The 25,408-nt window shown below is 66.3% G+C and carries 26 protein-coding genes; 6 read left to right on the forward strand and 20 right to left on the reverse strand.

Translation table 11 applies throughout. The features are described from left to right. Nucleotides 1-57 precede the first annotated feature (57 nt). Nucleotides 58-1,326, reverse strand: coding sequence for a glutamate-5-semialdehyde dehydrogenase (locus tag CHB73_RS10480; protein WP_089274518.1), 1,269 nt, complete (start codon nt 1,324-1,326; stop codon nt 58-60). Nucleotides 1,327-1,628: 302 nt separating this feature from the next. Here CHB73_RS10480 and CHB73_RS10485 point away from each other — a divergent pair, with 302 nt between their 5' ends. From CHB73_RS10485 to CHB73_RS10510, 6 genes are all read left to right on the forward strand, one after another. After that, nucleotides 1,629-2,321, forward strand: coding sequence for a tetratricopeptide repeat protein (locus CHB73_RS10485; RefSeq protein ID WP_089274519.1), 693 nt, complete (start codon nt 1,629-1,631; stop codon nt 2,319-2,321). 16 nt (nt 2,322-2,337) lie between these two features. Then, nucleotides 2,338-4,194 carry an indolepyruvate ferredoxin oxidoreductase subunit alpha gene (gene iorA / locus CHB73_RS10490; protein WP_089274520.1) on the forward strand — a complete coding sequence of 619 codons (1,857 nt, stop codon included), beginning with the start codon at nt 2,338-2,340 and terminating at the stop codon, nt 4,192-4,194. 1 nt (nt 4,195) lies between these two features. Further along, complete coding sequence (locus CHB73_RS10495; RefSeq protein ID WP_089274521.1) at nt 4,196-4,795, forward strand: 2-oxoacid:acceptor oxidoreductase family protein; 600 nt, start codon at nt 4,196-4,198, stop codon at nt 4,793-4,795. A 31-nt stretch (nt 4,796-4,826) separates the two neighbouring features. Continuing rightward, a complete protein-coding gene (locus CHB73_RS10500) occupies nt 4,827-6,407 on the forward strand; it encodes a sigma 54-interacting transcriptional regulator (protein ID WP_407656621.1) in 1,581 nt (526 codons plus the stop codon). 95 nt (nt 6,408-6,502) lie between these two features. Continuing rightward, entirely contained in the window at nt 6,503-6,784 is a 282-nt protein-coding gene (locus CHB73_RS10505) for a type II toxin-antitoxin system RelE/ParE family toxin (RefSeq protein ID WP_089274522.1), read from the forward strand. Between the two features lie 12 nt (nt 6,785-6,796). Continuing rightward, entirely contained in the window at nt 6,797-7,108 is a 312-nt protein-coding gene (locus CHB73_RS10510) for a HigA family addiction module antitoxin (protein ID WP_089274523.1), read from the forward strand. Between the two features lie 83 nt (nt 7,109-7,191). Here the strand turns inward: CHB73_RS10510 and hisA are convergent, their stop codons facing one another. The 19 genes from hisA to CHB73_RS10600 all read right to left on the reverse strand — a co-directional run bounded on the left by hisA (nt 7,192) and on the right by CHB73_RS10600 (nt 25,323). After that, nucleotides 7,192-7,932 (reverse strand): 1-(5-phosphoribosyl)-5-[(5-phosphoribosylamino)methylideneamino]imidazole-4-carboxamide isomerase, encoded by a 741-nt coding sequence (hisA, locus tag CHB73_RS10515; RefSeq protein ID WP_089274524.1) that lies wholly within the window; start codon nt 7,930-7,932, stop codon nt 7,192-7,194. Beyond that, the gene (locus CHB73_RS10520; protein WP_089274525.1) at nt 7,929-8,558 is read right to left on the reverse strand and encodes a hypothetical protein; all 630 of its coding nucleotides are present in this window, start codon (nt 8,556-8,558) and stop codon (nt 7,929-7,931) included. The genes hisA and CHB73_RS10520 overlap by 4 nt, the downstream gene beginning before the upstream one ends. Then, the gene (hisB, locus tag CHB73_RS10525) at nt 8,558-9,145 is read right to left on the reverse strand and encodes an imidazoleglycerol-phosphate dehydratase HisB (RefSeq protein ID WP_089274526.1); all 588 of its coding nucleotides are present in this window, start codon (nt 9,143-9,145) and stop codon (nt 8,558-8,560) included. Before hisB ends, CHB73_RS10520 begins: the two co-directional genes overlap by 1 nt. 119 nt (nt 9,146-9,264) lie before the next feature. Then, nucleotides 9,265-10,761 (reverse strand): twin-arginine translocase subunit TatC, encoded by a 1,497-nt coding sequence (gene tatC, locus CHB73_RS10530; protein ID WP_089274527.1) that lies wholly within the window; start codon nt 10,759-10,761, stop codon nt 9,265-9,267. A gap of 53 nt (nt 10,762-10,814) precedes the next feature. Next, entirely contained in the window at nt 10,815-12,362 is a 1,548-nt protein-coding gene (gene guaA, locus CHB73_RS10535; RefSeq protein WP_089274528.1) for a glutamine-hydrolyzing GMP synthase, read from the reverse strand. 22 nt (nt 12,363-12,384) lie between these two features. After that, nucleotides 12,385-13,842 (reverse strand): IMP dehydrogenase, encoded by a 1,458-nt coding sequence (gene guaB / locus CHB73_RS10540; RefSeq protein WP_089274529.1) that lies wholly within the window; start codon nt 13,840-13,842, stop codon nt 12,385-12,387. A 66-nt stretch (nt 13,843-13,908) separates the two neighbouring features. Next, nucleotides 13,909-14,616, reverse strand: a complete 708-nt coding sequence (locus tag CHB73_RS10545; RefSeq protein ID WP_089274530.1) for an ABC transporter ATP-binding protein — start codon at nt 14,614-14,616, stop codon at nt 13,909-13,911. Beyond that, a complete protein-coding gene (locus tag CHB73_RS10550; protein ID WP_089274531.1) occupies nt 14,609-15,409 on the reverse strand; it encodes an ABC transporter ATP-binding protein in 801 nt (266 codons plus the stop codon). Before CHB73_RS10550 ends, CHB73_RS10545 begins: the two co-directional genes overlap by 8 nt. Then, nucleotides 15,409-16,623, reverse strand: coding sequence for an ABC transporter permease subunit (locus CHB73_RS10555; protein ID WP_089274532.1), 1,215 nt, complete (start codon nt 16,621-16,623; stop codon nt 15,409-15,411). Before CHB73_RS10555 ends, CHB73_RS10550 begins: the two co-directional genes overlap by 1 nt. Before the next feature lie 3 nt (nt 16,624-16,626). After that, entirely contained in the window at nt 16,627-17,529 is a 903-nt protein-coding gene (locus CHB73_RS10560) for a branched-chain amino acid ABC transporter permease (RefSeq protein WP_089274533.1), read from the reverse strand. 125 nt (nt 17,530-17,654) lie between these two features. Continuing rightward, nucleotides 17,655-18,824 carry a branched-chain amino acid ABC transporter substrate-binding protein gene (locus tag CHB73_RS10565; RefSeq protein WP_089274534.1) on the reverse strand — a complete coding sequence of 390 codons (1,170 nt, stop codon included), beginning with the start codon at nt 18,822-18,824 and terminating at the stop codon, nt 17,655-17,657. Between the two features lie 164 nt (nt 18,825-18,988). Next, nucleotides 18,989-19,615 (reverse strand): tetratricopeptide repeat protein, encoded by a 627-nt coding sequence (locus CHB73_RS10570; RefSeq protein WP_179216996.1) that lies wholly within the window; start codon nt 19,613-19,615, stop codon nt 18,989-18,991. Further along, nucleotides 19,596-19,736 carry a CcmD family protein gene (locus tag CHB73_RS17350; protein WP_179216997.1) on the reverse strand — a complete coding sequence of 47 codons (141 nt, stop codon included), beginning with the start codon at nt 19,734-19,736 and terminating at the stop codon, nt 19,596-19,598. Before CHB73_RS17350 ends, CHB73_RS10570 begins: the two co-directional genes overlap by 20 nt. A 9-nt stretch (nt 19,737-19,745) precedes the next feature. After that, a complete protein-coding gene (locus CHB73_RS10575) occupies nt 19,746-20,414 on the reverse strand; it encodes a cytochrome c biogenesis protein (RefSeq protein WP_089274536.1) in 669 nt (222 codons plus the stop codon). Nucleotides 20,415-20,445: 31 nt separating this feature from the next. Then, nucleotides 20,446-21,123 (reverse strand): heme exporter protein CcmB, encoded by a 678-nt coding sequence (locus CHB73_RS10580; protein WP_089274537.1) that lies wholly within the window; start codon nt 21,121-21,123, stop codon nt 20,446-20,448. Beyond that, on the reverse strand, nt 21,117-21,815 hold the full coding sequence (locus CHB73_RS10585) for an ABC transporter ATP-binding protein (protein WP_407656624.1): 699 nt from the start codon (nt 21,813-21,815) through the stop codon (nt 21,117-21,119). Before CHB73_RS10585 ends, CHB73_RS10580 begins: the two co-directional genes overlap by 7 nt. Nucleotides 21,816-21,819: 4 nt before the next feature. Then, nucleotides 21,820-23,697 (reverse strand): heme lyase CcmF/NrfE family subunit, encoded by a 1,878-nt coding sequence (locus CHB73_RS10590; protein ID WP_327438377.1) that lies wholly within the window; start codon nt 23,695-23,697, stop codon nt 21,820-21,822. An 80-nt stretch (nt 23,698-23,777) separates the two neighbouring features. Further along, nucleotides 23,778-24,191: a cytochrome c maturation protein CcmE gene (locus CHB73_RS10595; protein ID WP_089274539.1), complete on the reverse strand. Its 414-nt coding sequence runs from the start codon at nt 24,189-24,191 to the stop codon at nt 23,778-23,780. 67 nt (nt 24,192-24,258) lie between these two features. Next, the gene (locus CHB73_RS10600; protein WP_089274540.1) at nt 24,259-25,323 is read right to left on the reverse strand and encodes a hemolysin family protein; all 1,065 of its coding nucleotides are present in this window, start codon (nt 25,321-25,323) and stop codon (nt 24,259-24,261) included. Between the last annotated feature and the right edge of the window lie 85 nt (nt 25,324-25,408).

Consider the following 25,408-nt stretch of genomic DNA (forward strand, 5'->3'; position numbering starts at 1 on the left):
GCCCGCAATGGGTGTGAAGCAGTCTCCAGCCGGGCGGCCGCCGGAGAATGCGCGGTGCTATTGCCTGATCTGCCCCTGGCCCAGCGCCACGAACTTGGCGCTCATGAGCTCCAGAATCCCCATGGGGCCGTAAGCGTGCAGCTTGGTGGTGGAGATGCCGATCTCCGCCCCGAGACCCAATTCGCCGCCGTCGTTGAGCCGCGTGCTGGCGTTCACGGCCACCATGCTGGCGTCGGCCTCGCGGGTGAAGCGCATGGCGTTCTTGTGGCTCTCGGTCAGAATGGCCTCGGTGTGGTTGGAGCCGAAGCGGGCGATGTGCTCAAGGGCCTCGTCCAGGTCGGCCACCACCTTCACCGCCAGGGTCAGGGACAAGAACTCGCGGCCCCAGTCGTCGTCCTGGGCGGCCTCCGCAGTGGTGCACCGGGCGGCCAGCAGGGGCAAGGCCTCCGGGCAGCACTTGAAGCGCACCCCTGCGGCACCGAGCCTCTCGGCCACAAGGGGCAGAAAGGTTCCGGCCACGGCCCGGTGGACCAGCAGGCACTCCAGGGCGTTGCAGGTGCCGGGGCGCTGCGCCTTGGCGTTCAGCACAATGTCCACAGCGCGCGCCAAATCGGCGGTCTCGTCCACAAACGTGTGGCACACGCCCTTGTAATGCTTCAAGACCGGCATCTTGGCCTGCTCCACCACGGCGCGGATAAGCCCCTCGCCCCCGCGCGGAATCACCACGTCGATGTACTCGTCGAGCTTGAGGAGTTCCGTCACGGCCTGGCGGTCGGCGGTGGGCGGCGTCTGCACGCACTCGCGCGGCAGTCCGGCGGCCTCAAGGGCGTCGTGGATGGTCGCGGCGAGGGCGGAGAGGGAATGGAAGGCCTCGCTGCCGCCGCGCAGGATTGCCGCGTTGCCGCTCTTGATGCACAGGGCGGCTGCGTCCACCAGGGCGTTGGGCCGCGACTCGAAGATCATGGCCACCACGCCGAGCGGAACGCGCATACGCCCCACCAGCATTCCGTTGGGCCGCTTCTTCATGGATTCGATCTCGCCCACGGGATCGCTCATGGCGGCCACCTCGCGGCACCCCTGAATCATGGAGCCGAGCACGCCCTCGGTGATGGCGAGGCGGTCGAGCCGCGCCTGGTCAAGGCCGCGCGCGCGCGCGGCGTCGACATCGCGGGCGTTGGCGGCAAAAAGGGCCTGGGCGCGCGCGCCAAGCAGGTCGGCCAGGCCCAGCAGGGCCTGCCGCCGGGCGCTGCCCTCCGCCGCGGCCAGACGGCGGGATGCGGCGCGCGCGGCCTGCGCCATGGCGCGCATTTCTGCGGCGATGTCCATAAATCCTCCCAGTGCTGCGAAAAGGGGTCCGGGCCACGGCGAGCGCGGGGCCTTGGATTGGCTACCCTTGAAGCGCACCCAAGTCAACGCGGCCGACGGAGAATCTTCGGCACTGCGCAAAATTGTCAGATTTTATTCCAATTTCCCAAGATTTTACACAGTCTGTCAAGATATTTGCGGCGGCTTCGGGATTGCCCTTTGACCTGATTGACATTTTTGGGTAAACCTCCTGGGTCCGCACGCGCGCGTGCCGACCGCAAGCCGCAGCGCGCGCCACCCATGATTCCAAGGAGCTCCCCCGAATGGACGAGAAGAAGCCCGCAGAGCAGAACGAACCGCACGTCAATCCCCTGGCCGTTGACCAGCTGGAGCAGATCAAGCGGGCCGTGCCCGACACCTCCCAGCGCTTGTTCGACTTCCTGGTCACGAACCTGAAACCCATCGCCATAGGCTGCGGGCTGATCATCCTTGCGGCCGCCGGGTACGCAGGGGTTGAAAAGTGGCGTGCAAGCCAGGTGGCCAAGGCCGGCGACCAGCTCGGCGTCGTCCTCATCGACAAGGACGATGCGGCCGCGCGCACCCAGGCGCTTGAAGAATTCCTGAAGGACGCCCCCGCGGGCCTTGCGCCCACCGCCCAGCTGGAGCTTGCCGCGGCGGCCACCCTGGCCGGGCGGTACGACACGGCGGCCAAGGCCTGGGCCGAACTCGAAGGCTCCGCCTCCGCCGACATGCGCGCCATGGCGGGCATTGGCCACGCCAAGTGCCTGCTGCTTTCCGGCAAAAGCGCGGATGCCCTGGCCAAATTGAACGCCCTCAAGACCAGCGCCCCGGAGGCGTACGCCCAGGCCATTACCCGGCAGATCGCCGTGGCGGCCGAGGCCGCCGGAGACGCCAAGACCGCCAGCGCCGCCTACGCCGAACTGGCCCAAAAGGCCGAAGGCGCGGAAAAGCCTTTCTTCGAGTTCAAGGCCAACCAGTCGCAACCCAAGAGCTAGACAAGGAACCGAATCCATGGCGCATCCCCTCATAGACGGCCAGCCCGGCTCCACGCACCTGCTCCTCGGCAACGAGGCCATCGTGCGCGGCGCGGTCGAGGCCGGAATCCAGTTCGTGAGCTGCTACCCCGGCACGCCCTCCTCCGAGGTGCCGGACACCTTCTTCCGCCTCTCGCCTGAGGGAAGCTACTCCTTCGAGTACTCCGTGAACGAGAAGGTCGCCCTGGAGGTCGCCGGAGGCGCGACCCTGGCGGGTGCGCTCTCGCTTGTGACCATGAAGCATGTGGGCGTGAACGTGGCCGCCGACCCGCTGCTGACCCTGACCTACGTGGGCAGCCCCGGCGGCTTCGTGCTGCTCTCGGCCGACGATCCCGGCTGCCACTCCAGCCAGAACGAGCAGGACAACCGCATCTACGCCCGCATGGCCGGAATGCCCTGCCTGGAGCCGGCAAGCGCCCAGGAGGCCAAGGACATGGCCCGCGCCGCGCTCACCCTGTCGCGCCAGCTGGGGGCCCCGTTCCTGCTGCGCACCACCACCCGCGTGAACCATCTGCGCGGCCCGGTGGTGCTCTCCGAACCCACCGTGCTGCCCAAGCCCGCCGGGTTCCAGAAGAACCCGTCGCGCTTCGTGCCCATTCCGGCCTTTGCCCGGCCCATGCACCTGCGCCTGCTGGAAACCATGGACAAGGCGCGCGCCCTGGCCGAAGCCTCGCCCATGAACGCCGTGTCCGGATCGGGCACGGTGGGCGTCATCGCCTCGGGCATCAGCCGGGCCTACCTGGCGGACGCCCTGCTTGAGGCCGATCTGGCCGGGCAGCCCGTCAAGCTTCTGAACCTGGGCTTCACCAACCCCCTGCCCGAGACCCTTGTGGGCGACTTCATGCAGGGGCTTTCCACCCTGCTGGTGCTGGAGGAACTGGAGCCCGTGCTGGAGACCGAGATCCGCGCCCTGGCCCAGCGGCTCGGCCTTTCGCTGACCATCCTGGGCAAGACGCCCGGCCCCCTGCCGCGCTTCGGCGAGTACGACGTGGCCATGGTGGCCGCCGCCCTGCGCCAGGCCCTGGGCCTGCCCGAACCCGCCAAGGCCGTTTGCTCCTGCGGGACAGACCCGGCGGTTCCCCTTCCAAACAGACCACCCAATCTCTGCGCCGGGTGCCCGCACCGCGCCACCTACTTCGCCGTGCGCAAGATCTTCGGCGACTCGGCCGTGTACTCGTCGGACATCGGCTGCTACACCCTGGGCATCCTGCCGCCGCTCAGGGCCGCGGATTTCCTCCTGTGCATGGGCTCCAGCGTCAGCGCGGGCTGCGGCGCGGCCAAGGCGGCCGGGCAGACGGTGGTGGGCTTCATCGGCGACTCCACCTTCTTCCACTCCGGCATCACAGGCCTTGTGAACGCGGTGTTCAACCGCCACGACATCCTGCTGGTGGTTTTGGACAACCGCACCACGGCCATGACCGGGCACCAGCCCAACCCCGGCGTGGACAAGACCAACCTGGGCGACAACCCCGCCCGCGTGGACATCGAGCCGCTTGTGCGCGGCATCGGCATTGAGCACATCCGCAAGGTGAACCCGCTGAACCAGAAGGCCACGCTCAAGGCCATCGAGGAATTGAAGGCCCTGTCCGGCGTGCGCGTGCTCATCGCCGAGGAGCCCTGCCCGCTCTTCGCGCGGCGCGCCTACGGCAAGAAGCGCACCCAGGTGGCCTATGTGGCCGATGCCGCCGGAACAGACGAGTGCCTGAACTCCCTGGCCTGCCCGGCCTTCTTCGTCGAGGACGGCAAGATGGCCATCGACCCCATCCTGTGCGCGGGCTGTATGCTCTGCCTGCAGGTGTGCACAACCATCAAGGCCCGCAAGGGAGACGCATAATATGAGCGCGAACGCACACACCCGGCTGCGCATCTTCATGACCGGCGTCGGCGGCCAGGGCACCCTCACCGCCACCACCCTGCTGGCCCGCGCGGCCCTTGCCGCGGGGCTGCAGGTCACCTCCGGCGAAATCCACGGCATGGCCCAGCGCGGCGGCGTGGTGGAGTCCACCCTCTTGATCGGCTACATGAGCCCCAAGATCGGGCACGGCGAGGCCGACATCCTGCTGGGATTCGAGCCGCTGGAGACCCTGCGCGCCCTGCCCTATCTCAAGCCCGGCGGACTGGTGCTCTCCAGCACGGAGAGCCTGCCGCCGCTCTCGGTCGCCACCGGCAAGGAGACCGCGCCCGGCGTGGACGAGATCCGCGCCACGGTCACCGCGCGCTGCGCCTCGGCCTGCTTCATGCCCTGCCGCAGCCTGGGGCTGCAAGCCGGGGCCGTGCAAAGCGGCAACATCGCCCTGCTCGGCGCGCTGTGCGCCTTGAACGTTCTGCCCTTCGGCCAGGAGGCCATCGAAATGGCCATCCGCTCCAGCATGAAGCCCAAGGTGGCCGAAATCAACCTGAAGGCCCTGGGCCTTGGCGCGGCCTGCGCGGCCTGAGAACCCCAATCCAGGAGAAGGACAGCCCCACATGCCTGAATCCGAAGCCCAAGCCGGCGCCCCCATGGGCAGCCTCTCCGCCCTGCGGAACATCCTGCGCGAGCTCTCTCCCGGCGCGCCGCTGGAGGAAAGCCTAGGGGGGCTGCTCAAGGTGCTCTCCAACCAGATGGGATACCTGCGGGTGTTCCTGGTCATCATGGACCCGGAATCCGAGAGCCTGCGCCTTTCGCTTGCGCACAGCCCCACGCGCTCCCTGCCCGCCACCTACACGCCGGGCAAGGGCGTGGTGGGCCAAGTGTACGAAACCGGCAAGGCCATGATCATTCCCAAGCTGGCCGACAGCGCCGAGTTCCTGAACAAAGCCTTCGGCCGCACGCCGGAGGAGCTGGAGGGCTTGTCCTTCGTCAGCGTGCCGGTCATCATCGCCCGCCACGGCGTGTCTGAGGTCCTTGGCGCACTCTCCGCAGACATGCCCATCCAGCCCATCGATCGGCTGGAGCGCCAGCGCGAATTCCTGGAGGTGGTGGCCGACCTCATCGCCAACCAGGTGGCCCAGTTGCAGGAGGAAATGGCCCTGCACAAGCACCTCATGGCGCAAGGCATGGTGCCGCCGGGCATGGATTCGCCCCCCCCGCAGAACTTCGTGGCCGCCAGCAAAAGTATGCGCATGGTGCTGCGCCAGTCCCGGCAGGTGGCCCCCAGCCGCGCCACCGTGCTGCTGCGCGGCGAATCCGGCACCGGCAAGGAGCTGCTGGCCGAGGCCATCCACATGGGCAGCCCGCGCGCGGACAAGCAGCTCATCAAGCTCAACTGCGCGGCCCTGCCTTCTGAACTGGTGGAGAGCGAACTCTTCGGCCACCAGAAGGGCGCGTTCACCGGCGCGGTGCAGACCAAGCGCGGCCTTTTCGAGCTGGCGCACAACGGCACGCTCTTTCTCGACGAAATCGGCGAGCTGTCGCTGGACGCCCAGGCCAAGGTGCTGCGCGCCATACAGGAGAAAGAGATCCAGCGCGTGGGCGGCGAACAGACCCTGAGCGTGGACGTGCGGCTCATCTGCGCCACGCACCAGCCCCTGGAAGAGCTTTTGACCCAGGGCCGCTTCCGCGAGGACCTGTTCTACCGCATCAACGTCTTTCCGGTGTTCATCCCGGCTTTGCGGGAACGCCGGGAGGACATTCTGCCCCTATGCGAGCATTTTCTGCAGGACTTCTCCAAGGAGTACGGCAAGAACATCAAGCGCATCTCCACCCCGGCCATAGAGCTGCTCTCCATGTACCACTGGCCGGGCAACGTGCGCGAGCTGCGCAACTGCGTGGAACGCGCGGTGCTGGTGTGCGAGGAGGAGGTCATCCGCACCTACCATCTGCCGCCCACCCTGCAGACGGCGGACAGCTCGGCCACGGGCATCAATCTGTCCTTCGGCGAAGCCGTGGCCAAGTTCGAGCAGGAGCTTTTGGTCGATTCCCTCAAAAAGACGCGCGGCAACATGCTGCAAAGCGCGCGCGATCTTCGGGTCAGCTACCGCATCATCAACTACAAGGTCAAAAAGTACGGCATAGACGTGAAGCGCTTCGCCACGGCCAAGCCCAGGCGGAAGAAGGCCACGGCGTAAGCATCGGACAGACGCAGAAACGACAGGGGGGCCGCAAGGCCCCCCTTCTTGTTTACTCCATTGACATGTACACGTCGCACATATACTCGTGGTGCATGATCGTTTCCTTCCGGTGCAGCGACGCCGAACGACTGTTCAACCGCGAGGGCGTGCGGCGCTTTCCCCCGGACATCCAGCGCGCCGCCCTACGCAAACTGCTCATGCTCCATGCGGCGCAAAGCCTGGACGACCTGCGCGTGCCCCCAGGAAACCGCCTGGAAAGGCTCAAGGGGGACAGGGTCGGCGCGCACAGCATCCGCATCAACGACCAGTGGCGCATCTGCTTCGTGTGGACAAAAGACGGCGCGCAGGATGTGGAAATCGTTGACTACCACTAGGAGCCACCAGTCATGAACACCAACACGCCCGCCCTTCTTCCCGTACATCCGGGAGAAATTTTGCTGGAAGAATTCCTGCTGCCCATGGGGATTTCACAGTCCAGGCTGGCCATCGCCATCCGTGTGCCCTTGCAGCGTGTGCATGATTTGGTGCACGGCAGGCGCGCCGTCACCCTGGACACGGCGGCCCGTCTGGCCCGCTTCTTCGGCACCAGCACGGAATTCTGGCTCAACCTGCAGACGCGCTTCGAACTGGACAAAGCCCACGACGAGGGGCTTTTCGCCAGAATCGCGGACGATGTGCACCCCATGGGCCGAGCCTGAACCGTCAACCTGCGTACCAGCATAACAAAGAGGGGGGCCTTTCGGCCCCCCTTCTCTTTTCCACAGATTCGTTCAAACGACGCTTACGCGGCCTGCTGCAGCCCCTTGGTGAAGGCCAAGCCTTGGGCGAAGTCCAGGGTGCCCGCGTAGATGGCGCGGCCGCTGATGGCCCCTTGCAGGCCCTTGGAGGCCAGCGGCGCAAGGTTCTTGAGGTCGTCCAGGTTGGTGACGCCCCCGGCCGCCACAACGGGCAGTTTGGTGGCCTCGCACAGAGCAGCCAACGCGGGCAGGTTCACCCCGCTCTGCATCCCGTCCCGGGCGATGTCGGTGTAGATGATGAAGGCGGCCCCGGCGGCCTCGATGCGCGGCAGCACGTCCATGACGGTCATGCCCGCATCGGCCACCCAGCCACGGCTTTTCAGTTGCCCGCCCACCGCGTCCAGGCTGACGCCCACCTTGCCGGGAAGCTGTGCGCACATGCTGGCGAAGAGTTCCGGCTGCTCAAGGGCGATGGTGCCGATGATGAGCCGGGTCACCCCGGCCTCCACATAGGCCTTGGCCGTGTCCAGATCGCGAATGCCGCCGCCCAGCTGCACGGGAACGCCCGCCTCGGCGCAGATGCGCTTCACCAGTTCGAAGTTGCGCGGCAATCCGCTGAAGGCGCCGTCCAGGTCCACCACATGCAGCCACTGGGCGCCCTGGCGCACCCAGGAGAGCGCGCTCTCGGCCGGGTCCTCGCCGAACACGGTCACCGCGTCGGCGCGGCCCTGCTCCAGGCGCACGCAGCGCCCGTCCTTGATGTCCACGGCGGGGAACAGAATCACAAGCCCATCTCCCGCAAGCCCGCCTCGACGCCCTCCTTGGCCAGGGTATCGGCGCTGACCCACTCGCCCTTGCGCTTCACGTACTTGCCGAAATCGAGCAGATTGTCGGAAAGCGCCTTCTGGGTCTCGTCGTAGTGGTAGCGCGACACCAGCCGCTCGCCCTTCACGTCGATGAGGTAGAAATCCATGACCACCGATGCGGGCTTGCCGCCACCCTCCAGCTCCTTCCAGTACAGCACCTGCGGCACCAGCAGGAAGTCCGCGGGCAGGCAGCGGCCAACGCCCAGCCAGTAGGACCAGGCGGACTCGCGCGCCTTGCCGGAGCGCTCGAAGGTGACGATCTCCTGGCACTGGCGCACGGCGGCCGGGGTGCCGGTGGTGCTGACGCCGTGGGCGCGCAGGGTTTGGCTCACGGCGGCGTCCAGGGCGGCCAGCACTTCGGGCTTCACCGGGCGGCCTTCCTCGGGCAGGTAGCCTGCGATGAGCTCCCAATTGTACTTGGGCGCGCTGAAGGCCGCCACGGCGATGGAGCCCATGGGCCGAAGCTGCGGGGTGACGGGTTTGGGGGCGCAGGACGCCAGGCCCAGGCACAGGGCGACGATGAAGAACAGCTTGCGTGCGAGCATCAATCCACACTCCCCTTGGTGCTGGGCGCGCCAGTGCGGCTAACCTGAACGGCCTGGCGCAACGCCAAGCCCAGGGCCTTGAAGGCGGCCTCCAGCAGATGATGGCCGTTTTTCCCGTAGGCGAAGCGGATGTGCAGGTTCATGCCCGCCCGCTGCGCAAGGGACTTGAAGAATTCGCGCCAGACGTCCTTTTCCTCCCCGGCGATGACGGCGGGCAAAAGAACGTCGTCGTAGACGAGATAGGGCCGGCCGGACAGGTCGACCACCACTTCGGCCAGGGCTTCGTCCATGGGCACCTTGGCCGAGGCCACGCGGGCGATGCCCGCCTTGTCGCCCAGGGCCTCCGCCAGGGCCTGGCCCAGGGTCAGGCCGATGTCCTCCAGGCTGTGGTGCGCGTCCACCTCCAGGTCGCCCTTGCAGGAAAGCCGCAAGTCGAACCCGGCCCAGAAGCTCATCAAGGTCAGCATGTGGTCGGCGAAGCCCATGCCCGTGGCGATGGTGCTCTCTCCCGCGCCAGCCAGGGCGAGTTCGACGCGGATGTCGGTCTCCCTGGTGGTGCGTACGATGAACGCGGTGCGCTCAGCCACTGTGTCGCTCCTTATCCCCGGCGCACGCCGGGCTTGCGCTACTCCCATGACCGGGGCCGCGCGGCCTTGTCAAGCCGCCGAGGCCTGAACCGTCGAAAGAATCCCCCGGGCCGCAGCCCCTAGGCCGCCGCCGGAGGCGTCTCGCCCTCCTGCTGCGCGGGCTTGCGCTTCTTGCCGAAGAAGAAGGCCAGCCACACGCCCACCTCGTACAGCACGCACAGGGGCACGGCCATCATGGTCTGGCTGATGGCGTCCGGCGGGGTGAGGGCCGCCGCAAGGACGAAGGCCGCGAGGATGGCGTACTTGCGCTTCTTCTTGAGCCCCTCGTGCGTCACCAGGCCCAGGCGGGCCAGGAAGAACAGGAACAGCGGCAGCTCGAACACGATGCCGAAGGCGAAGAGCAGCTTGAGCACGAAGTCCAGGTACTCGTCCAGCTTTGGCGTGAACACCAGCATGTCGTTGGAGTAGCTGGCGAAGAACTCGAAGCCGAAGGGGAAGACCACGAAGTAGCCGAACAGCGCCCCGCAGGTGAAGCACAAAGCCGAGAAAAAGGCGATGGGCATGATCCACTTGCGCTCGTGGGAGTAGAGCCCCGGCGCGATGAACTGCCAGATCTGATAGAAGATGTACGGGCTGGACACGAACATGCCCGCCACGAAGGCCACCTTCATCTCGGTGAAAAAGGCCTCCGTGGGCAGGGTGTAGATGAAGTGGCTCTGCTTGATGGCGTCGAGCATGGGCTGCATGAGCACGGTCAAAATCTTCTGGGCGAAGGCGTAGCAGCCCAGGAAGCCCACAAGAACGGCGATGGCGCTGCGGGTCAGGCGCTTGCGCAGGTCGTTCAGGTGGCCGAAAAGGCTCATGCGCCCGGCCTCCCCCTCGCCCACGGCGTCGTCCCCCTTGGGCGGCGGCGGCGGCGGAACATCGTCCCCTGCTCCGGCTGCCGGCGGCGCGGGCTCCGCAGCTTCTGCTGGCGGCATGGGCTCAGCGGCCTCGGCTGGCGGCATGGGCTCCGCAGCTTCCGCTGGCGGCATGGGCTCAGCGGCCTCTGCTGGCGGCATGGGCTCCGCAGCTTCCGCTGGCGGCATGGGCTCAGCGGCCTCGGCACCGGGGACGGCCTCGGCTGCGGGAGCCTGCGCGGGCTCGACGGGCGCGGCGTCGCCCTGTGCGGGTTCGGCCGGGGCCTCTTCCGCTCCGGCGCGCTCCACCGGCGGCTGCCCGGGCAGGCCGGAGAGGTCCGGCGCGTCCTGGGGCTCGGCGGCAGACCCGGCCACGGTTTCGTCCGCAGGCTGTGTTTCGGGCTCGGACGAAGGTTCGGCCGCGGGTTTGGCTTCGCCCCCGGATGCGGTCTCAGTCGAAGGCTGCGTCTCGGGTTCGGCCGCAGGCGTGGACGCGGAATCCTTGTTGCCGAACAGGTGCTCCTCGGCCTCGGCCTTGCGGCGCTCGAAGTCGGCCATTTCGGTTTCGCGCTCGATGGTGCGCTTGAACTCGCCGCTCATCTGCTTGAATTCGCCGATGGCCTTGCCCACCGACTTCATGAGGTCGGGCAGCTTCTTGGGATCCACCACGAGAATCGCCACAAGGGCGATAAGGAGCATTTCACCGGTGCCGGGCATAGGCCTTCCTGAGTCTTGTCGTCAGCGGCGGGAGCGCCGTTTCGTCGCCTCTGCTACTCCCACTCGATGGTGCTGGGCGGCTTGCTGGAGATGTCGAAAACCACGCGGTTCACGCCCTTGACCTCGTTGATGATGCGGCTCGACATGCGGGCCAGCACCTCGGAGGGCAGGCGCGACCAGTCGGCGGTCATGGCGTCGATGCTGTCCACGATGCGCAGGGCGATGACGTGCTCATAGGTGCGGTCGTCGCCCATCACCCCCACGGTCTTAAGGGGCAAAAGCACGGCGAAACCCTGCCAGACCTTGCGGTACCAGTCCGTGGCAAGCAGTTCGTGCTGCACGATCTTGTCGGCCTGGCGCAGGATCTCCAGCCGCTCCTCGGTGATCTCGCCGATGACGCGGATGGCCAGCCCCGGGCCGGGGAAGGGGTGGCGCCAGATGATGTGCTCGGGCATACCCAGTTCGTAGGCGACCTTGCGCACCTCGTCCTTGAACAGCTCGCGCAGGGGCTCCACCAGCTTCAGGTTCATCTTTTCGGGCAGGCCGCCCACGTTGTGGTGGCTCTTGATGACCGCGCTGGGGCCCTTGAAGGACACGGACTCGATGACGTCCGGGTACAGGGTGCCCTGGCCCAGGAAGCCGACGCCCTCAATGGCCTTGGCCTCGCGGTCGAAGACCTCGATGAAGGTGTAGCCGATGATCTTGCGCTTCTGCTCCGGGTCTTCGACCCCTTTCAATTTGTCGAGGAACTCCTTGCGGGCATCGACGCACTTCACGTTCAGGTCGAAGTGCTCCTCCAGGAAGGCGATGACCTCCTGACGCTCGCCCATGCGGAGCAGGCCGTTGTCCACGAAGATGCAATACAGGCGCTTGCCGATGGCGCGGTTCAAAAGCACGGCGGCCACGGTGGAGTCGATGCCGCCGGAGAGGCCGAGGACCACCTTGCCCTCGCCCACCTGCTCGCTCATGGTCTTAATGGAGGAGTCCACAAAGGAGCTCATGGTCCAGCCGGGCTTGAGGCCCGCGATCTTGAACAGGAAGTTCGACAGGATGCGCTCGCCCTGGTCGGTGTGGGCGACCTCCGGGTGGAACTGCACGGCGTAGATCTTGCGGGCCGGGTCGCACATGGCGGCGTGCTCCAGGCTGCCGGTCCTGCCGATGCAGGCAAAGCCTGTGGGCAGCTGGCCCACATGGTCGCCGTGGCTCATCCACACGGTGAGCTTCTCCTTGCCCTCCACCCCGGCGAAAAGCGGGCAGTCGGCAAAGGCCTCGAACTCGGCGCGGCCGTATTCGCGGTCCTTAGAGCGGGTCACCACGCCATCAAGGGTGTGCGCCAGAATCTGCATTCCGTAGCAGATGCCCAAAATGGGCAGGCCCCAGGAGAGATATTCCTTGGGCAACGGGGGCGCGCCCTCGTCGTGCACGCTGGAGGGCCCGCCGGAAAGCACAAGCGCGCTGGGGTTCATGGCCCGGATGGCGGCCGGGTCGCTGGTGCAGGGGTGGATTTCCGAATACACCCCGGCCTCGCGGATGCGCCGCGCGATGAGCTGGGTGACCTGCGACCCGAAATCGATGATGATGACCTTGTCCTGCTGCTGCATGGAGCGTCCCTTTGCGCGGTCCCTAGGACTCGACGCGGTAGTTGGGGGATTCCTTGGTGATGATGACGTCGTGCACGTGGCTTTCGCGCAGGCCGGCGGCGCTGATCTCCATAAAGCGCGCCTTCTGCTTCAGCTCCTCGATGCTGGCGCAGCCCAGATACCCCATGCCGGAGCGCAGGCCGCCCACCAGCTGGTGCAGGCTTTCGCCCACCTGCCCGCGGAAGGGCACGCGGCCGACGATGCCTTCGGGCACGAGCTTCTTGCTCTTGTCCTGGAAGTAGCGGTCGGAGCTGCCCGCGTTCATGGCGTCTATGCTGCCCATGCCGCGGTAGATCTTGTAGGTGCGGCCCTGGTACAGGATGGTTTCGCCGGGGCTCTCCTCGGTTCCGGCGAAAAGCGAGCCCATCATGCAGGTGTCGGCTCCGGCGGCCAGCGCCTTCACCACGTCGCCGGAGAACTTGATGCCGCCGTCGGCGATGATGCACTTGTTCGCCTCGCGGCAGGCGCGGCCCGCCTCCAGGATGGCGGTGATCTGCGGCACGCCCACGCCGGCCACGATGCGCGTGGTGCAGATGCTTCCCGGACCGATGCCCACCTTCACGGTGTCCACCCCGGCCTCGATGAGGGCCTTGGCCCCGTTGTAAGTGGCCACGTTGCCGCCGATGATCTGGGCGTCGGGGAAGGCGTCGCGCAGGGCGCGGCAGGCCTTGAGGATGTTGGCGGAATGCCCGTGGGCGCTGTCGAGCACGATGAAGTCCACCCCGGCGCGCAAAATCGCCTCGGCCCGGGCGATGCCGTCCTGGCCCACGCCCACGGCCGCGCCCACGCGCAGGCGGCCCTTGTCGTCCTTGCAGGCGTTGGGGTACTTTTTGACCTTCTCGATGTCCTTGATGGTGATGAGGCCTTTCAGCTTGTTCTCGTCGTCCACCACCAGCAGCTTTTCGATGCGGTTCTGGTGCAGGTGGCGCTTGGCCTCCTCGTCGCTGATGCCCTCGGGCACGGTGATGAGGTTGCGGCTGGTCATGACCTCGGAAACCGGGGTGGCGGGATCGGTGACGAAGCGCACGTCGCGGTTGGTGACGATGCCCACGAGCTTGTCGCCCTTGACCACGGGCAGTCCGCTGATGCGGTACTCGCTCATGAGGGAGAGCACCTTGCCCACGTTGTCGTCGGGGTGCACGGTCACGGGATCGTGGATCATGCCCGACTCGCTCTTCTTGACCTTGTCCACCTCGCGCACCTGGTCGCGAATGCTCATGTTCTTGTGGATGACGCCCACGCCGCCCGCGCGCGCCATGCTGATGGCCATGCGCGCCTCGGTCACGGTGTCCATGGCGGCGGACAGAAGCGGGATGTTCAGGCGGATTTCGGGGGTGAGCTGGGTGCCCACGTCAACGCTGTCCGGCAGGACCTCGGAATAATCGGGGACGAGCAGCACGTCGTCGAAGGTGAGCGCCTTTCCGATGATCTTGTCCTGCATGGATTCCTCCGGTTCCGGGCGCACGCGCCCTGTTTCGTGTTCAGCCCGCATGTCGCCGGGCCGTTGCTACAGGCCCAGGTATGCCTTCTTGACCGCATCGTTGGCAAGGAGCTTGTGGCAGGCGTCCTCGAGGGTGATGCGGCCATTTTCCATGACGTACCCGCGGTGCGCCACCTTGAGCGCCTGGTTGGCGTTCTGCTCCACCAGAAAGATGGTGGTGTTGCTCTCGCGGTTGATCTGCTTGATGATGTCGAAGATCTGCCGGATGATGAGCGGGGCCAGGCCAAGGCTCGGCTCGTCGAGGAGCAGCACCTTGGGCCGGGCCATCAGCGCGCGGCTTATGGCCAGCATCTGCTGCTCGCCCCCGGAAAGAGTGCCGCCAAGCTGCCTGCGGCGCTCGCGCAGGATGGGGAACAGGTCGAACACCTGCTCCAGGTCCCGGCCTATGCCGTCCTTGTCCGAGCGCAGAAAGGCGCCCATGTCCAGGTTCTCCTGCACGGTAAGGTCCGGAAAGATGAGGCGGCCTTCCGGCACCTGGCAAATGCCCTGCTGCACGATCTTGTTGGGCGCCACGCCGTTGATCACGCGGCCCTCGAACAGCACTTCGCCCCTGCGGGGGGGCGTCACGCCGCAGATGGTCATGAGCGTGGTGCTTTTCCCCGCGCCGTTGGCGCCGATGAGGGTGATGATCTCGCCCTCGCCCACGGTGATGGACACGTCGCGCAGGGCCTGGATGTTGCCGTAGTAGGTGTCTATGTTCTTAAGCTCAAGCATCGCTTTCCTCGCCCAGGTAGGCCCGGATGACCTGCGGATCGGCGCTGACCTCGGCCGGGGTTCCGGTTGAGATGACGCGGCCGTACTCCATGACGTAGATGCGGTCCGACAGGCTCATGACCATCTTCATGTCGTGCTCGATCAGAAGCACGGACACCTGGAACTCCTCGCGGATCTTGATGACCATCTCCTTGAGCTCCAGGGTCTCCTGGGGATTCATGCCCGCTGCGGGCTCATCCAGAAGCAGCAGGAAGGGGTCCGTGGCCAGGGCGCGCGCAATTTCAAGCCTTCTCTGCGCGCCGTAGGGCAGGTTTCTGGAATACTCCCCCGCCACATCCTCAAGTCCCACCTTCTTGAGCAGCTGGTAGCTGCGGTCCACCACGTCCTGTTCCTCGCGCCGGGTGGCCGGCGGCCGCAAAATCGCGCCCAGAATACCGCTTTTGGTGCGGCAGTGCCGCCCGATCATGACGTTCTCAAGGGCGGTCATGCTGGGGAACAGCCGGATATTCTGGAAGGTGCGCGCCATGCCCAGCTCGCACACGTGGTTGGTGCGCATTCCGTTGATGCGCCGCTCCCCGCCTTCGCGCGGGTAGGCCAGCACATTGCCCTCCGTGGGCACGTAGATGCCGGTGATGCAGTTGAAGAAAGTGGTCTTCCCCGCGCCGTTGGGGCCGATGAGCGCCACCACCTCGCCTTGGCGGACCTCCAGGTCCACATCCGAGAGGGCGCGCAGCCCGCCGAAGTTCATACTTATGTTGCGGACCGAAAGGACCGCCTTTGCGTTGGTATCCATCAGACCGCTTCCGTGTTGATCGTGTAGACCTTGCGCTTGGCGCGGATGAGCCCCTGCGGCCGGAAAACCATCACCAGGATCATGGTGGCCCCGAAGATGAGCATCCGGTACTCGGAGAAGGCGCGCATGTACTCGGGCAACAGGATGAGCAGAAACGCGCCCAGGATGACGCCCAGCACCGAGCCCATGCCGCCCAGCACCACGATGGCCAGGATCATGGCCGACTCCATGAAGGTGAAGCTGGCCGGATTGATGAAGGTGGTCTTGGCCGCGAACACCGCGCCCATGAGCGCCGCAAGGGTGGCCCCAAGGGCGAAGGCCATGAGCTTGGCGCGCGTGTTGTCTATGCCCATGGCCTGGCAGGCGATCTCGTCCTCGCGCAGGGCCAGCCACGCCCGGCCGATGCGCGAATCCTTGAGCCGGGCCGTGACGAAGATGGTCAGCAGGACCAGCACAAGCATGATGTAGTAGATGTAGGTGGTGGCTTGCTCCACCGAGTAGGGCACGCCGAAAAAGCCGGGGCGCGAAATATTGGCGATGCCGCTGGGCCCCTGGGAAAAGTCGCTCCAGTTCTCCAGCACCAGCCGCACAATCTGCCCGAAGCCCAGGGTCACGATGGCCAGGTAGTCGCCCCGCAGCCTGAGCACCGGAAAGCCCAGCAGGATGCCGAAGAAGGCCCCCATGATGCCCGCCAGCGGCAGCACGGCCCAGAAGCCCAGCTGGAAGTGCATGTTCAACAACGCGTAGGCATAGGCGCCAACGGCGTAGAAGGCCACATAGCCCAGGTCCAGCAAGCCGGCCAGCCCCACGGTGATGTTGAGTCCCAGGCCCAGCACCACGTATATCAACGCGCTGATGAGGATGTTGGTCTGGTACATGGAGAACACGAAGGGAAAGGCCACCGCCACCAGGAAGCCCAGGGCCAGAAGCGGCTTCACGATGCGGGGGTTCTCCAGCCAGGCGGACAGGACCGAGACGGCCTGTGCCGCGCCTGCCTGCCGGGCGGCCGCTCCCCGGTCGCGCCGGTCCATGAGGGCGTACCAGAACACGGCCAGCACAAAACTGCCCGCCAGCATGTAGGCCAGGTGCATCCAACGCCAGGTCACGGTCTTCTCCACCGTGTCCACGCGGATGACCATGATGGGCAGGGTCAGAAACGCCAGCCACAGGGCGGCCAGGGCGCTGCGCTTGAGGTTCGAGAGCACTGCGTTCATGGCCTACACCTTTTGCGCCCGCTGCTTGCCCAAAAGGCCGGCCGGGCGGAAGATCAGAATGAGCACCAGAAGCAGGAAGGCGAACACGTCCTCGTAGTCGCTGGAAACATAGCCCGCGGCGAAGCTCTCGGTCCAGCCCAGCACAAGGCCGCCCAGCATGGCGCCGGGAATGCTGCCGATGCCGCCCAGCACCGCCGCCGTGAAGGCCTTGATGCCCGCCAAAAAGCCGATGACGAAGTTGATCTGGCCGATGTGCGAGGCGATGAGCACGCCGCCCACGGCCGCCAGGCCGGACCCGATGACGAAGGTCGCGCTGATGACCTGGTCCACGTTGACGCCCACCAGCATGGCCATTTTGCGGTTCTGCGCCGTGGCGCGCATGGCCTTGCCCATGCGGGTGAACTTGATGAACAGCGTCAAGGCCACCATCACCGCAATGGAGGTGGCGATGATGAACAGGTCGCTGGTGGCCAGGAAATTTGCGTAGGGCTCCATGAACGCAAGGTCCGGAATGAGCCTGGGGAAGGGCAGAAAGTCCGGGGTCTGCGCCAGCATGATGTAATTCTGCAGCAGGATGGACATGCCGATGGCGGAGATGAGCGGCGCCAGCCGGGGCGCGCCGCGCAGGGGCTTGTAGGCGATCTTCTCCACCGTGTAGCCGTACGCCGCGGAGTACAGCACCGCGATGATGAGCGCGATGACCAGGATGGACAGGGCGGGCAGTCCCATGGCCGTAAGCACACCGGCCACAATGAGGCCCATGAACGCGCCGATCATGTAGATCTCGCCGTGGGCGAAGTTGATGAGCTCGATGATGCCGTAGACCATGGTGTAGCCGAGCGCGATGAGCGCGTACACGCTGCCGCGGGAGAGCCCGCCGAAAAAGAGCTGAAGAAAATATTCCATATGACCGTCCTGCCCGGGGAAGGAGCTTCCCGCGCGGCCTTTCACTTACAGAACCAGGGGACGGGCGCTTTTTCGCCCCCGCCCCCTGGCCGGATGTCACCTGCCCGGATGCCGGGCGGCGGAGGCTACTTCAACAGTTCGAACTTGCCGTCCTTCACCTGGTAGACGGAGAAGCTCACGCCCTCGGCGTCGCCTTTGGCGTCGAACTTGATCTTGCCCACCGTGGTCTCCACGTATTCCGCGCGCAGGGCGGCCACAACCTTGTCGTAGTCGGTGCTGCCGGCCTTGGCCACGGCGTTCAGCAGGGCCTGGGCGGCGGCGTAGCCCTGGGCGTAGAAGGAGCCGGGCTTGGAGCCGTAGGCCTTCTCGTGGTCGGCCACGGCCTTCTTGTAGATCTCGTTGTCGGCCGGGATCTGCGGACCGGTGACGTAGACGCCCTCGGCGTCGGGGCCGGCGGTCTTGATGAAGGTGTCGTCCTTCACGCCATCGTCGGAGACGAAGGCAATTTTGAGGCCCTTCTTGTGCATCTGGGTCACGATCTTGGAGGCCTCGGGATGGTAGCCGCCAAAAAGCACGGCGTCCGCGCCGGAGGCCTTGATCTTCTGGATCACGGCGGAGTAGTCCACGCCGCCGGGGGTGATGCCTTCGAACAGCGCCACGGTGGCCTTGCCTTCCTCAAGCGCCTTCTTGGCGCTGTCGGCGAAGCCCTTGCCGTAGTCGCCCTTGTCGTGCAGCACAGCCACCTTCTTGACTTTGAGCTCGGCCAGCGCGAACTCGGCTGCGGCCTTGCCCTGGACCAAGTCGTAGGAAATGGTGCGGAAGAAGTTGGGGTAGGCGCCGTCCTGGGTCAACTCGGTGCTGGTGGCCGAGGGGCTCATGACCACCACCTTGGCGTCCTTGTAGATGGGCAGGGCGGCCTTGGTGGCGCCGGAGCAGATGTGGCCGAGCACGATGCCGACCTTCTCGCTCACAAGCTTGGTGGCCGCGTTGGTGGCCAGCTCGGGCTTGCACTGGTCGTCCATGGGCAGCACTTCCACCTTCTTGCCGTTGATGCCGCCCTTGGCGTTCCACTCATCGGCCACCAGCTTGGCGGCGTTCAGCGTGGGCATCCCGTACGAGGCCAGATCGCCGGAGTGGGCGCCGGCCACGCCGAGCACGATGGTCTCCCCGGTCGGCGCGCCAGCGGTGGCGTTGGCCTCGGCTGCCTGCTCACCCTTCTTTTCGCCGCCGCAGCCAACGGCCAGCAAACCGGCCAGGGCCACACCAAGAACCGTCATCATCCATTTCGATTTCATGCTCCCTGCTCCTCCGAAAAAAAGGTTCGACCGGCCAAGAAATCCAGATATGCCTAGAGGCCGCGAAGTCTGGACCCCGCAGCCTTTTCCCACCTTGAAGGCGGCTATTTTAGTTGAATACCCGCCCGTGTCAATATGCGCAAGCCGTCCGACAGATCGGACAGCTACTGCCCCTTGCCCGCGGCAAGCTCCTCCTGGGCGCTCTTCAGCACATCGGAATCCTTTGGGTTCAGCTGCACGACTCGACGGAAGTGCGCATCGCCCTCGGCCGACTTCTGCATGTAGTGCTTGAGCAGAATGCCCATGTTGTAATGCGCCAGCGCATCGTCCGGCGCGGCCTTGAGCACGATGTCGAAGGATTTCTTCGCCTCCGCGTACTCCTTGCGCTCGAAGCGCACCATGCCCATGGCCCGGTGCGCGTCCGGGTTCCCCGGTTCGGCCTTGGCCGCCATTTGCGCAAATTCAAGCGCCTTGTCCCAGGCCTGCATCATCATGAAGGTGTTGGCCAGTTCCAGCAAAACCTTGGCGTCGTTCGGATTCTGCTCCACGCGGCGCATGAGCTCACGCAGTTGCTCCATGTCCACGCCCATCATCCCGGCCATGGGGCCGCCCATGGCGCTGGCGCCGCCCATGCCGCCCCGCTCCTGGTGCACCTCGACCACAAGCCCGCCGCCCTTCATGCGATAGACGAAGGAGCCCACGAACATCGTCACGATGACCGCAAGAAGCGCAAAAAGGATGAACTTCTGCCCGCCGCTCAAGGGGGCGTGCCTATCTATCGTGTCCGTCACGGAGCGTCTCCAGGTGTTGCAATCTGTTGGATATCGACCTGCCGCGCAGGCACAGGGCGATGGCATAGCCCGCCAAAAAAATCCAGACCGCGGCGTTGGCCGCAACGACATATCCGTTCATTTCCCCTCCCTAGCGCGAGAGCATGAGCGCCTGGGCGCGCTCCTCAGCGCGGCCAAGACGGTAGCGTGCCAAGAGCAACGCCAGCCACAGCACCCCGAAGGCGGCCAGATTGGCCAGCATGGCGTGCCACATCTCCGGCTCCATGCCGCCGCCCTGGCTGGCCAGCACGGCCGGGTGCACGCTGCGCCAAATACGCGCCGAGTAGAACACCAGCGGCACGTCCAGAAACGCCACCACGCCCAGCACCGCGCTGACCACGGCGCGGCGCTCGCCGCCCAGGCCCCCGGCCGCGGCCCCGCGCAGCACCAGATACCCGGCGTACACGAACCACATGACGAGCGTCGTGGTGAGCCGTGGATCCCAGGTCCACCACACGTTCCAGGCCGCGCGGCCCCATATGGACCCGGAAACAAGCGCCAGACCGCTCATGAGCACGCCGAGCTCCGCGGCGGCTCCGGCCAGGATGTCCGAAGCCGCGTCGCGCTTGAGCAAATGGCGCACGCTGGCCAGAAACACCACAAAGAAGCTGACCAGCGACCACCAGGCCAGGGGCATGTGGATGTAGAAGATCTTCTGCACCACGCCCATGGTCTCCTCAAGGGGGGCGTAGCTCCAGATGAACCATTGCCCCACAGCCAGGGCGACGACGGCGAACGCCGCGAGAATTCGAATTGGCATGGTCGCGCTCCAGATTGCGGCCCTCTCGCCGCTAGTCCTCGCCCGTATACAGATACGGGAACAAAAACGCCCCGGCCGCGGTGAACACCGCGTCGAAGGCCACGATGACCCCGGCCCACAGGCCCTGGTCCAGGGCCGTTTCGCCGGAAAAGCAGCCCGCGAAGATGCGGATGCCTCCAAGCAGCACGGGCAATAGCAACGGAAACAGAATCACGGAAAAAAGCGACTCGCGCGCGCCCTGGCCCTGCGCCAGCGCGCCCAAAAGCGCGCCCAGGGCGGCCAGCCCCATGTCCACGCCCACAAGCGCCAGCAACAGAACGCCCCAGTCGCCCTTGACATCCTGCCCAAGGAACACGGCCGAGGCAGGCAGGAACACGGCCTGGGAAAGCAGCAGCAGCAGCAGCCCGGCCAGCCCCTTGCCCAGCCACACGGCGTGCTCAGGCAGCGGGGAGGACAAGAGCCCCAGGCGGCAGCCTTGTCCTTCCTCCAGGCTGAAGAGGTCGTTGAACACAAGCACCAGGCCGAAGGCCGAGGCCAGCCAGAAGATGGCCGCTGCGGCCTGGGGCGACACCAGCTCCGCCGTGGGCCGCGACAACGAGAACAGGAAAATGAGCAAGAGCCCCAGCAGCACGGCCTGCACCAGCCCCTGCCCGCCGCCGACGGCGAGGCGCAGATCCTTTGCCGCGATGAACGCCCCGCGCCTCAGCATGTCAGCCCCTTGGGGTCGAAGCCCGCCGCATCGCCGCAGTAGGCGACGCGGGTGTCCCGCAAATGCAGCACGCGCTCGGCCAAGGGCAGGTCGGCCGCCAGGTGGTGGCTCACCCAGACCACGGCCGCGCCGCGCGCCTTGAGGGCCAGTATCTCCCGCCGGAGCAGATCCTGCGAGGCCGGATCGAGCCCGGTGCCCGGCTCGTCCAGGAACACCAGCGCCGGGTCGATGAGGAACACGCGGGCCAGGTTCAGGCGCTGGGCCATGCCGCGCGAGAACGTGCCCGCAGGCTCGCCCGCCACATGCGCAAGCCCCACGCGGCCAAGCACGGCGTCGATGTCGGCCTGCGCGGGCGAAAGCCCGTACATGCGGCCCCAGAACAGCAGATTGGCCGTGGCGGAAAGGCGCGGGTACAGGAAAGTGGCGTGGCCCAGGTAGGCGCTGCGCTCCGGCGGCACGCGCACGTCCACCGCGCCCGCGCTGGCGCGGCACAGCCCGGCCATAATCTTGAGCAGGGTGGTCTTGCCCGCGCCATTGCCGCCCACCACCAGCAGGGCCTCGCCGGCTCGCGCCTCGGCGCTCACATCGCGCAGCACCAGGCGCGAGCCGAAGAACTTGCCCACGCCGCGCGCCGCAAGCGCCAAAGCGCCGCCCGGCCCATGGCCCGCATGGTGTTCCCCGGCCCCGGACACGGCCCTACTCCCCGTCTCCGCCCTTGCGGTAGCGCAGCAGGAAAAGCGGCGCCACGCAGAAGATCACCCCGCCGATCCATATCCAGTTCACCAGTGGGTTCACGTTCACCTTCACGGTGGTCAACCCGTTCTGCTCCACGCCAAGCAGCACGGCGAAAATCTCGTCCCCCAGGCCGGGAATGACCGACACCTCGGCAAAGGCCTGGTCGTAGCCCCGGTACATGCGCCGTTCGGGCCGCACAACGCCCACGGCCTCGCCGTTCCGGCTCACCTCCATCTCGGCGATGAGCTGGGCCATGTGCGGAGAGCTTTTCTCGTGCACGTCCTTCAGGGTCACGGTGTAGCCCGCCACCTGGAAGCTCTCGCCCGCGTTGATCTCCTTCTCCGCCGTGGTCTGATAGGGACCGGAAAAGGCCACGCCCAAGGCCATGAGCCCCAGGCCCAGGTGCACCACGTAGGCGGCCAGGGACTTGCGGGTGCGGGCTTCCGGCAGCAGCCCCACCGCCAGCAGGGCGGTGACCATGCAGGAAACCGCTCCCGCCGCGCCCACCAGGGCCAAGGGCAGGCGGTAGCCAAGGGCCAGGAACGCCCCTCCGGAGACCACGAAGGCCGCCGCCGCGACGAGCAGCCCGCGCCTGTCGCGCAGGCCCTGCTTCCAGCCCAGCCAGGGGCACGCGGAAAACAGCAGCACAAGCACGGCGAAAAGCGGCAGGCACACGCGGTTGTAGAACCCGGCATCCAGGCCCACGGGCTTGGCGCTCCACAGCTTGCTCACCACCGGCCACATGGTGCCCAGCCCGATGATGGCCCCGAGGGCGATGAGCACCCAGGCCACGATGAGCAGCAGCCCCTCGCGGCTGACAAGATCGCCCAGGGAGCGCTGCTCGCCGGGGCGGGCCACCCAGGCCGCAGCAAAGGAGACGCCGACCAGGAACAGAATGAAGCTCAACAGGGGCGCGGCCACCCCGCCCTCGCCAAAGGCGTGCAGGCTTTCCACCACGCCGCTGCGCACCAGATAGGTGCCGAACACGCACAGCGCGTAGGTTACGGCCATGATGACGATGTTCGTGCGGGCCAGGGCGTTTCTGCGCGCGCCGACAATGGCCGTGTGCAGAAAGGCCGTGCCCGTGCACCAGGGGATGAGCGAGGCGTTCTCCACCGGGTCCCAGGCCCAGTAGCCGCCCCAGCCCAGCTCCATGTACGACCACCAGCCGCCAAGGATGATGCCAGCCGAGAGAAAGGTCCAGGACAGGATGTTCCAGTTGCGCGTGGCGGTGATCCATTCGCGCGTCTGGCCGGAAAGGGCCCCGGCCAGGGCGGCGCAGCCGGGGATGACGTACATGGCGTAGCCCAGCAGCAAAAGCGGCGGATGGAAAATCATGCCCGGATTGCGCAGCAGCGGGTTCATGCCCCGGCCGTCCGGCGGGGTGGGCACGGCCTGCATGAAGGGGTTCACCCAGCAGGTGAGCATGAGCAGGAAGAACCCGTTGACCACAAAGAAGAAGACCCAGAAAAAGGCGCGGGTGCGCTCGGAAAGGGCGCGGTAGCCGGGAGTGAAGGCGAAAACGGCCCCGCACAGTGCCATGCACAGCTCCCAGAACAGCAGCGATCCCTCGCTGCCCGCCCAGAACGCCGTGACCACGTAGGCCAGCTCCAGCCCGTTGTCCACGTGGGCGAAGACGTTATGGAACGAATAGTTCCTGGTCACCAGCGCCCAGAGCATGATCCCCGAGGCGAAGAGCACCAGCAGGGCAACGGCCAGGTGCCCGCGTTCGGAAAAGCTCGCGCGCTCTGGCTTGCCGGCCAGCAGGGCCGCGCCCGTCCAGCCGCCCAGAAACAGCGTGCCGATGAGCGCAAAGAGCATGGCGATGTAGGCGGTCATGTGCATAATGGTTCAGGCTCCTGGGAGTCCGGGCGCAACGCGAGGAAAGGGGGCGCAGGGCGGCCCTTTCGGCGTCGGGCCTAGCCCCGGTTCTGCTTCTCGTACTTGGAGGGGCACTTGGTGATGAGCGTGCTGGCGGTGAAGGTCTTGCCCGCGCTGTCCAGACCGCCTTCGACGATGACCTCCGCCCCGGCCTTGAAGGCGTCCGGAACGGCGCCACGGTAGGTGACGCGCAGGGTCTGGCCGGGGTTGTCCTTGTCCAGCAGGACGAAACTGACGCCCGGGCCGGGCTGGACGGGCTCGATGCCCTCCGCGGCCACGTTGCCGAACAGCCGCGCCTGCTTGAGCTTGGAGGACTCGGTGGCGAGGGCCTCGCCAACGTTGAGAAAATAGACGCTGTTCTCCGTCACGCCGGAACCGACCAGATAGCCGACTCCGCCCAGGAACAGCACGAGTGCCGCGATATAGATGCCTTTGCCGCCTTTCGTGGCCATGGTCTTCCCGCTGTCGGTCCGTTGTTGGCTCTTCACTTCCGAAACAACGCTCGTCACCCTCTACACGTCAAGCGCCCTGCTGTCCACCGCTTCCGACCTTTCCAGTCGGGGCGGCCGCGCTTCTTCTGCGCCGGGCCAGCTCGCGCATATCCACAACCTCGTCTGTTTCATCCACAATTTCGCTGCCAAGCAGCTCTTCAAGCACATCCTCCAGGGTCACCACCCCGGCCACGCCGCCGTATTCGTCCAGCACCACGAACAGATGCTGGCGGCTTTCCAGGAAGCTGCGCAGGGCCTTGTCCAGGGTCAGGTTCTCCCCCACGAAGCGCACCGGGCGCATAAGCGCGCCAAGGGCCGTGCCGCCCCTGTCCTCGGCTGCGGCCTCGTACACCTGCCTGCGGTAGACCACGCCCACAATGTCCTCGGAGTCCTCGCCCTCGTAAACGGGCACGCGGGTGTGCGGCCAGTTCTTGTGGGCTTCCATGGCCTCGTCCACGGTCATTTCCGCGGGCAGGCAAAACACCACCGTGCGCGGGGTCATGATCTCGGCCACGCGCTTGCTGTCCAGGGCGAGGATGCTGCGTATGGCCGATTCCTCGTACGGCTTGAGGATGCCCTGCTGCCGCGTGAGCGAAACCAGGGCGCGGATGTCGTCCTCGTCCGCCTGGGGGGCTTTTTGCCGCTTCCGGATGTATCGCGTGAGGCTGCCCAAGAGCCAGACCACCGGCAGGCAGACGAAGATGAGCCACTTGAGCGGCGTGGCGAGAAACGGCGCCAGTTGGCGCGCATAGGCCACACCTGTGGTCTTGGGCACGATTTCGCCCAGCACCAGCAACAAAAGGGTGAAGGCCGCCGTGAACAGGGCAAGGGATTCGTCGCCGAACACCTTGACCGCTGCCGCGCCCGCCACGGCCGCGCCGGCGGTGTTGGCGGCGGTGTTGAAGGTCAGCACCGCGGTGATGGGCCTTTCCATGTCGCGGCGGAGCTCGGCCAGGATGTCCCCGGCCTTCCTGCCTTCGCGCCGCAGCTGCTCGATGCGGCTCATGGGAAAGGAATAGAACGCCGCCTCGGTAAGGGAGCAGAGGAACGAGACGCCCGTGGCGAGCGCGACGGCCAGTATGAGTTCAAGCATGGTGGGTGCTGCCGCTGCAAAACGACCGCTTGCGCGATCCGGTTAGGGTTGTTCTTCACGTACCAGCATCCGTCCGCAGCCGCAA

It is taken from the genome of Humidesulfovibrio mexicanus, from assembly GCF_900188225.1.
In the GTDB taxonomy this organism is placed as follows: domain Bacteria; phylum Desulfobacterota; class Desulfovibrionia; order Desulfovibrionales; family Desulfovibrionaceae; genus Humidesulfovibrio; species Humidesulfovibrio mexicanus.

Excerpts from the sequence above, each read along its gene's own strand:
- CHB73_RS10480 (WP_089274518.1), bottom strand. The coding sequence starts at position 1,326 with ATGGACATCGCCGCAGAAATGCGCGCCATGGCGCAGGCCGCGCGCGCC.
- CHB73_RS10485 (WP_089274519.1), top strand. The coding sequence starts at position 1,629 with ATGGACGAGAAGAAGCCCGCAGAGCAGAACGAACCGCACGTCAATCCC.
- iorA (WP_089274520.1), top strand. The coding sequence starts at position 2,338 with ATGGCGCATCCCCTCATAGACGGCCAGCCCGGCTCCACGCACCTGCTC.
- CHB73_RS10495 (WP_089274521.1), top strand. The coding sequence starts at position 4,196 with ATGAGCGCGAACGCACACACCCGGCTGCGCATCTTCATGACCGGCGTC.
- CHB73_RS10500 (WP_407656621.1), top strand. The coding sequence starts at position 4,827 with ATGCCTGAATCCGAAGCCCAAGCCGGCGCCCCCATGGGCAGCCTCTCC.
- CHB73_RS10505 (WP_089274522.1), top strand. The coding sequence starts at position 6,503 with ATGATCGTTTCCTTCCGGTGCAGCGACGCCGAACGACTGTTCAACCGC.
- CHB73_RS10510 (WP_089274523.1), top strand. The coding sequence starts at position 6,797 with ATGAACACCAACACGCCCGCCCTTCTTCCCGTACATCCGGGAGAAATT.
- CHB73_RS10520 (WP_089274525.1), bottom strand. The coding sequence starts at position 8,558 with ATGCTCGCACGCAAGCTGTTCTTCATCGTCGCCCTGTGCCTGGGCCTG.
- tatC (WP_089274527.1), bottom strand. The coding sequence starts at position 10,761 with ATGCCCGGCACCGGTGAAATGCTCCTTATCGCCCTTGTGGCGATTCTC.
- guaA (WP_089274528.1), bottom strand. The coding sequence starts at position 12,362 with ATGCAGCAGCAGGACAAGGTCATCATCATCGATTTCGGGTCGCAGGTC.
- guaB (WP_089274529.1), bottom strand. The coding sequence starts at position 13,842 with ATGCAGGACAAGATCATCGGAAAGGCGCTCACCTTCGACGACGTGCTG.
- CHB73_RS10545 (WP_089274530.1), bottom strand. The coding sequence starts at position 14,616 with ATGCTTGAGCTTAAGAACATAGACACCTACTACGGCAACATCCAGGCC.
- CHB73_RS10550 (WP_089274531.1), bottom strand. The coding sequence starts at position 15,409 with ATGGATACCAACGCAAAGGCGGTCCTTTCGGTCCGCAACATAAGTATG.
- CHB73_RS10555 (WP_089274532.1), bottom strand. The coding sequence starts at position 16,623 with ATGAACGCAGTGCTCTCGAACCTCAAGCGCAGCGCCCTGGCCGCCCTG.
- CHB73_RS10560 (WP_089274533.1), bottom strand. The coding sequence starts at position 17,529 with ATGGAATATTTTCTTCAGCTCTTTTTCGGCGGGCTCTCCCGCGGCAGC.
- CHB73_RS10565 (WP_089274534.1), bottom strand. The coding sequence starts at position 18,824 with ATGAAATCGAAATGGATGATGACGGTTCTTGGTGTGGCCCTGGCCGGT.
- CHB73_RS17350 (WP_179216997.1), bottom strand. The coding sequence starts at position 19,736 with ATGAACGGATATGTCGTTGCGGCCAACGCCGCGGTCTGGATTTTTTTG.
- CHB73_RS10575 (WP_089274536.1), bottom strand. The coding sequence starts at position 20,414 with ATGCCAATTCGAATTCTCGCGGCGTTCGCCGTCGTCGCCCTGGCTGTG.
- CHB73_RS10580 (WP_089274537.1), bottom strand. The coding sequence starts at position 21,123 with ATGCTGAGGCGCGGGGCGTTCATCGCGGCAAAGGATCTGCGCCTCGCC.
- CHB73_RS10590 (WP_327438377.1), bottom strand. The coding sequence starts at position 23,697 with ATGACCGCCTACATCGCCATGCTCTTTGCGCTCATCGGCACGCTGTTT.
- CHB73_RS10595 (WP_089274539.1), bottom strand. The coding sequence starts at position 24,191 with ATGGCCACGAAAGGCGGCAAAGGCATCTATATCGCGGCACTCGTGCTG.
- CHB73_RS10600 (WP_089274540.1), bottom strand. The coding sequence starts at position 25,323 with ATGCTTGAACTCATACTGGCCGTCGCGCTCGCCACGGGCGTCTCGTTC.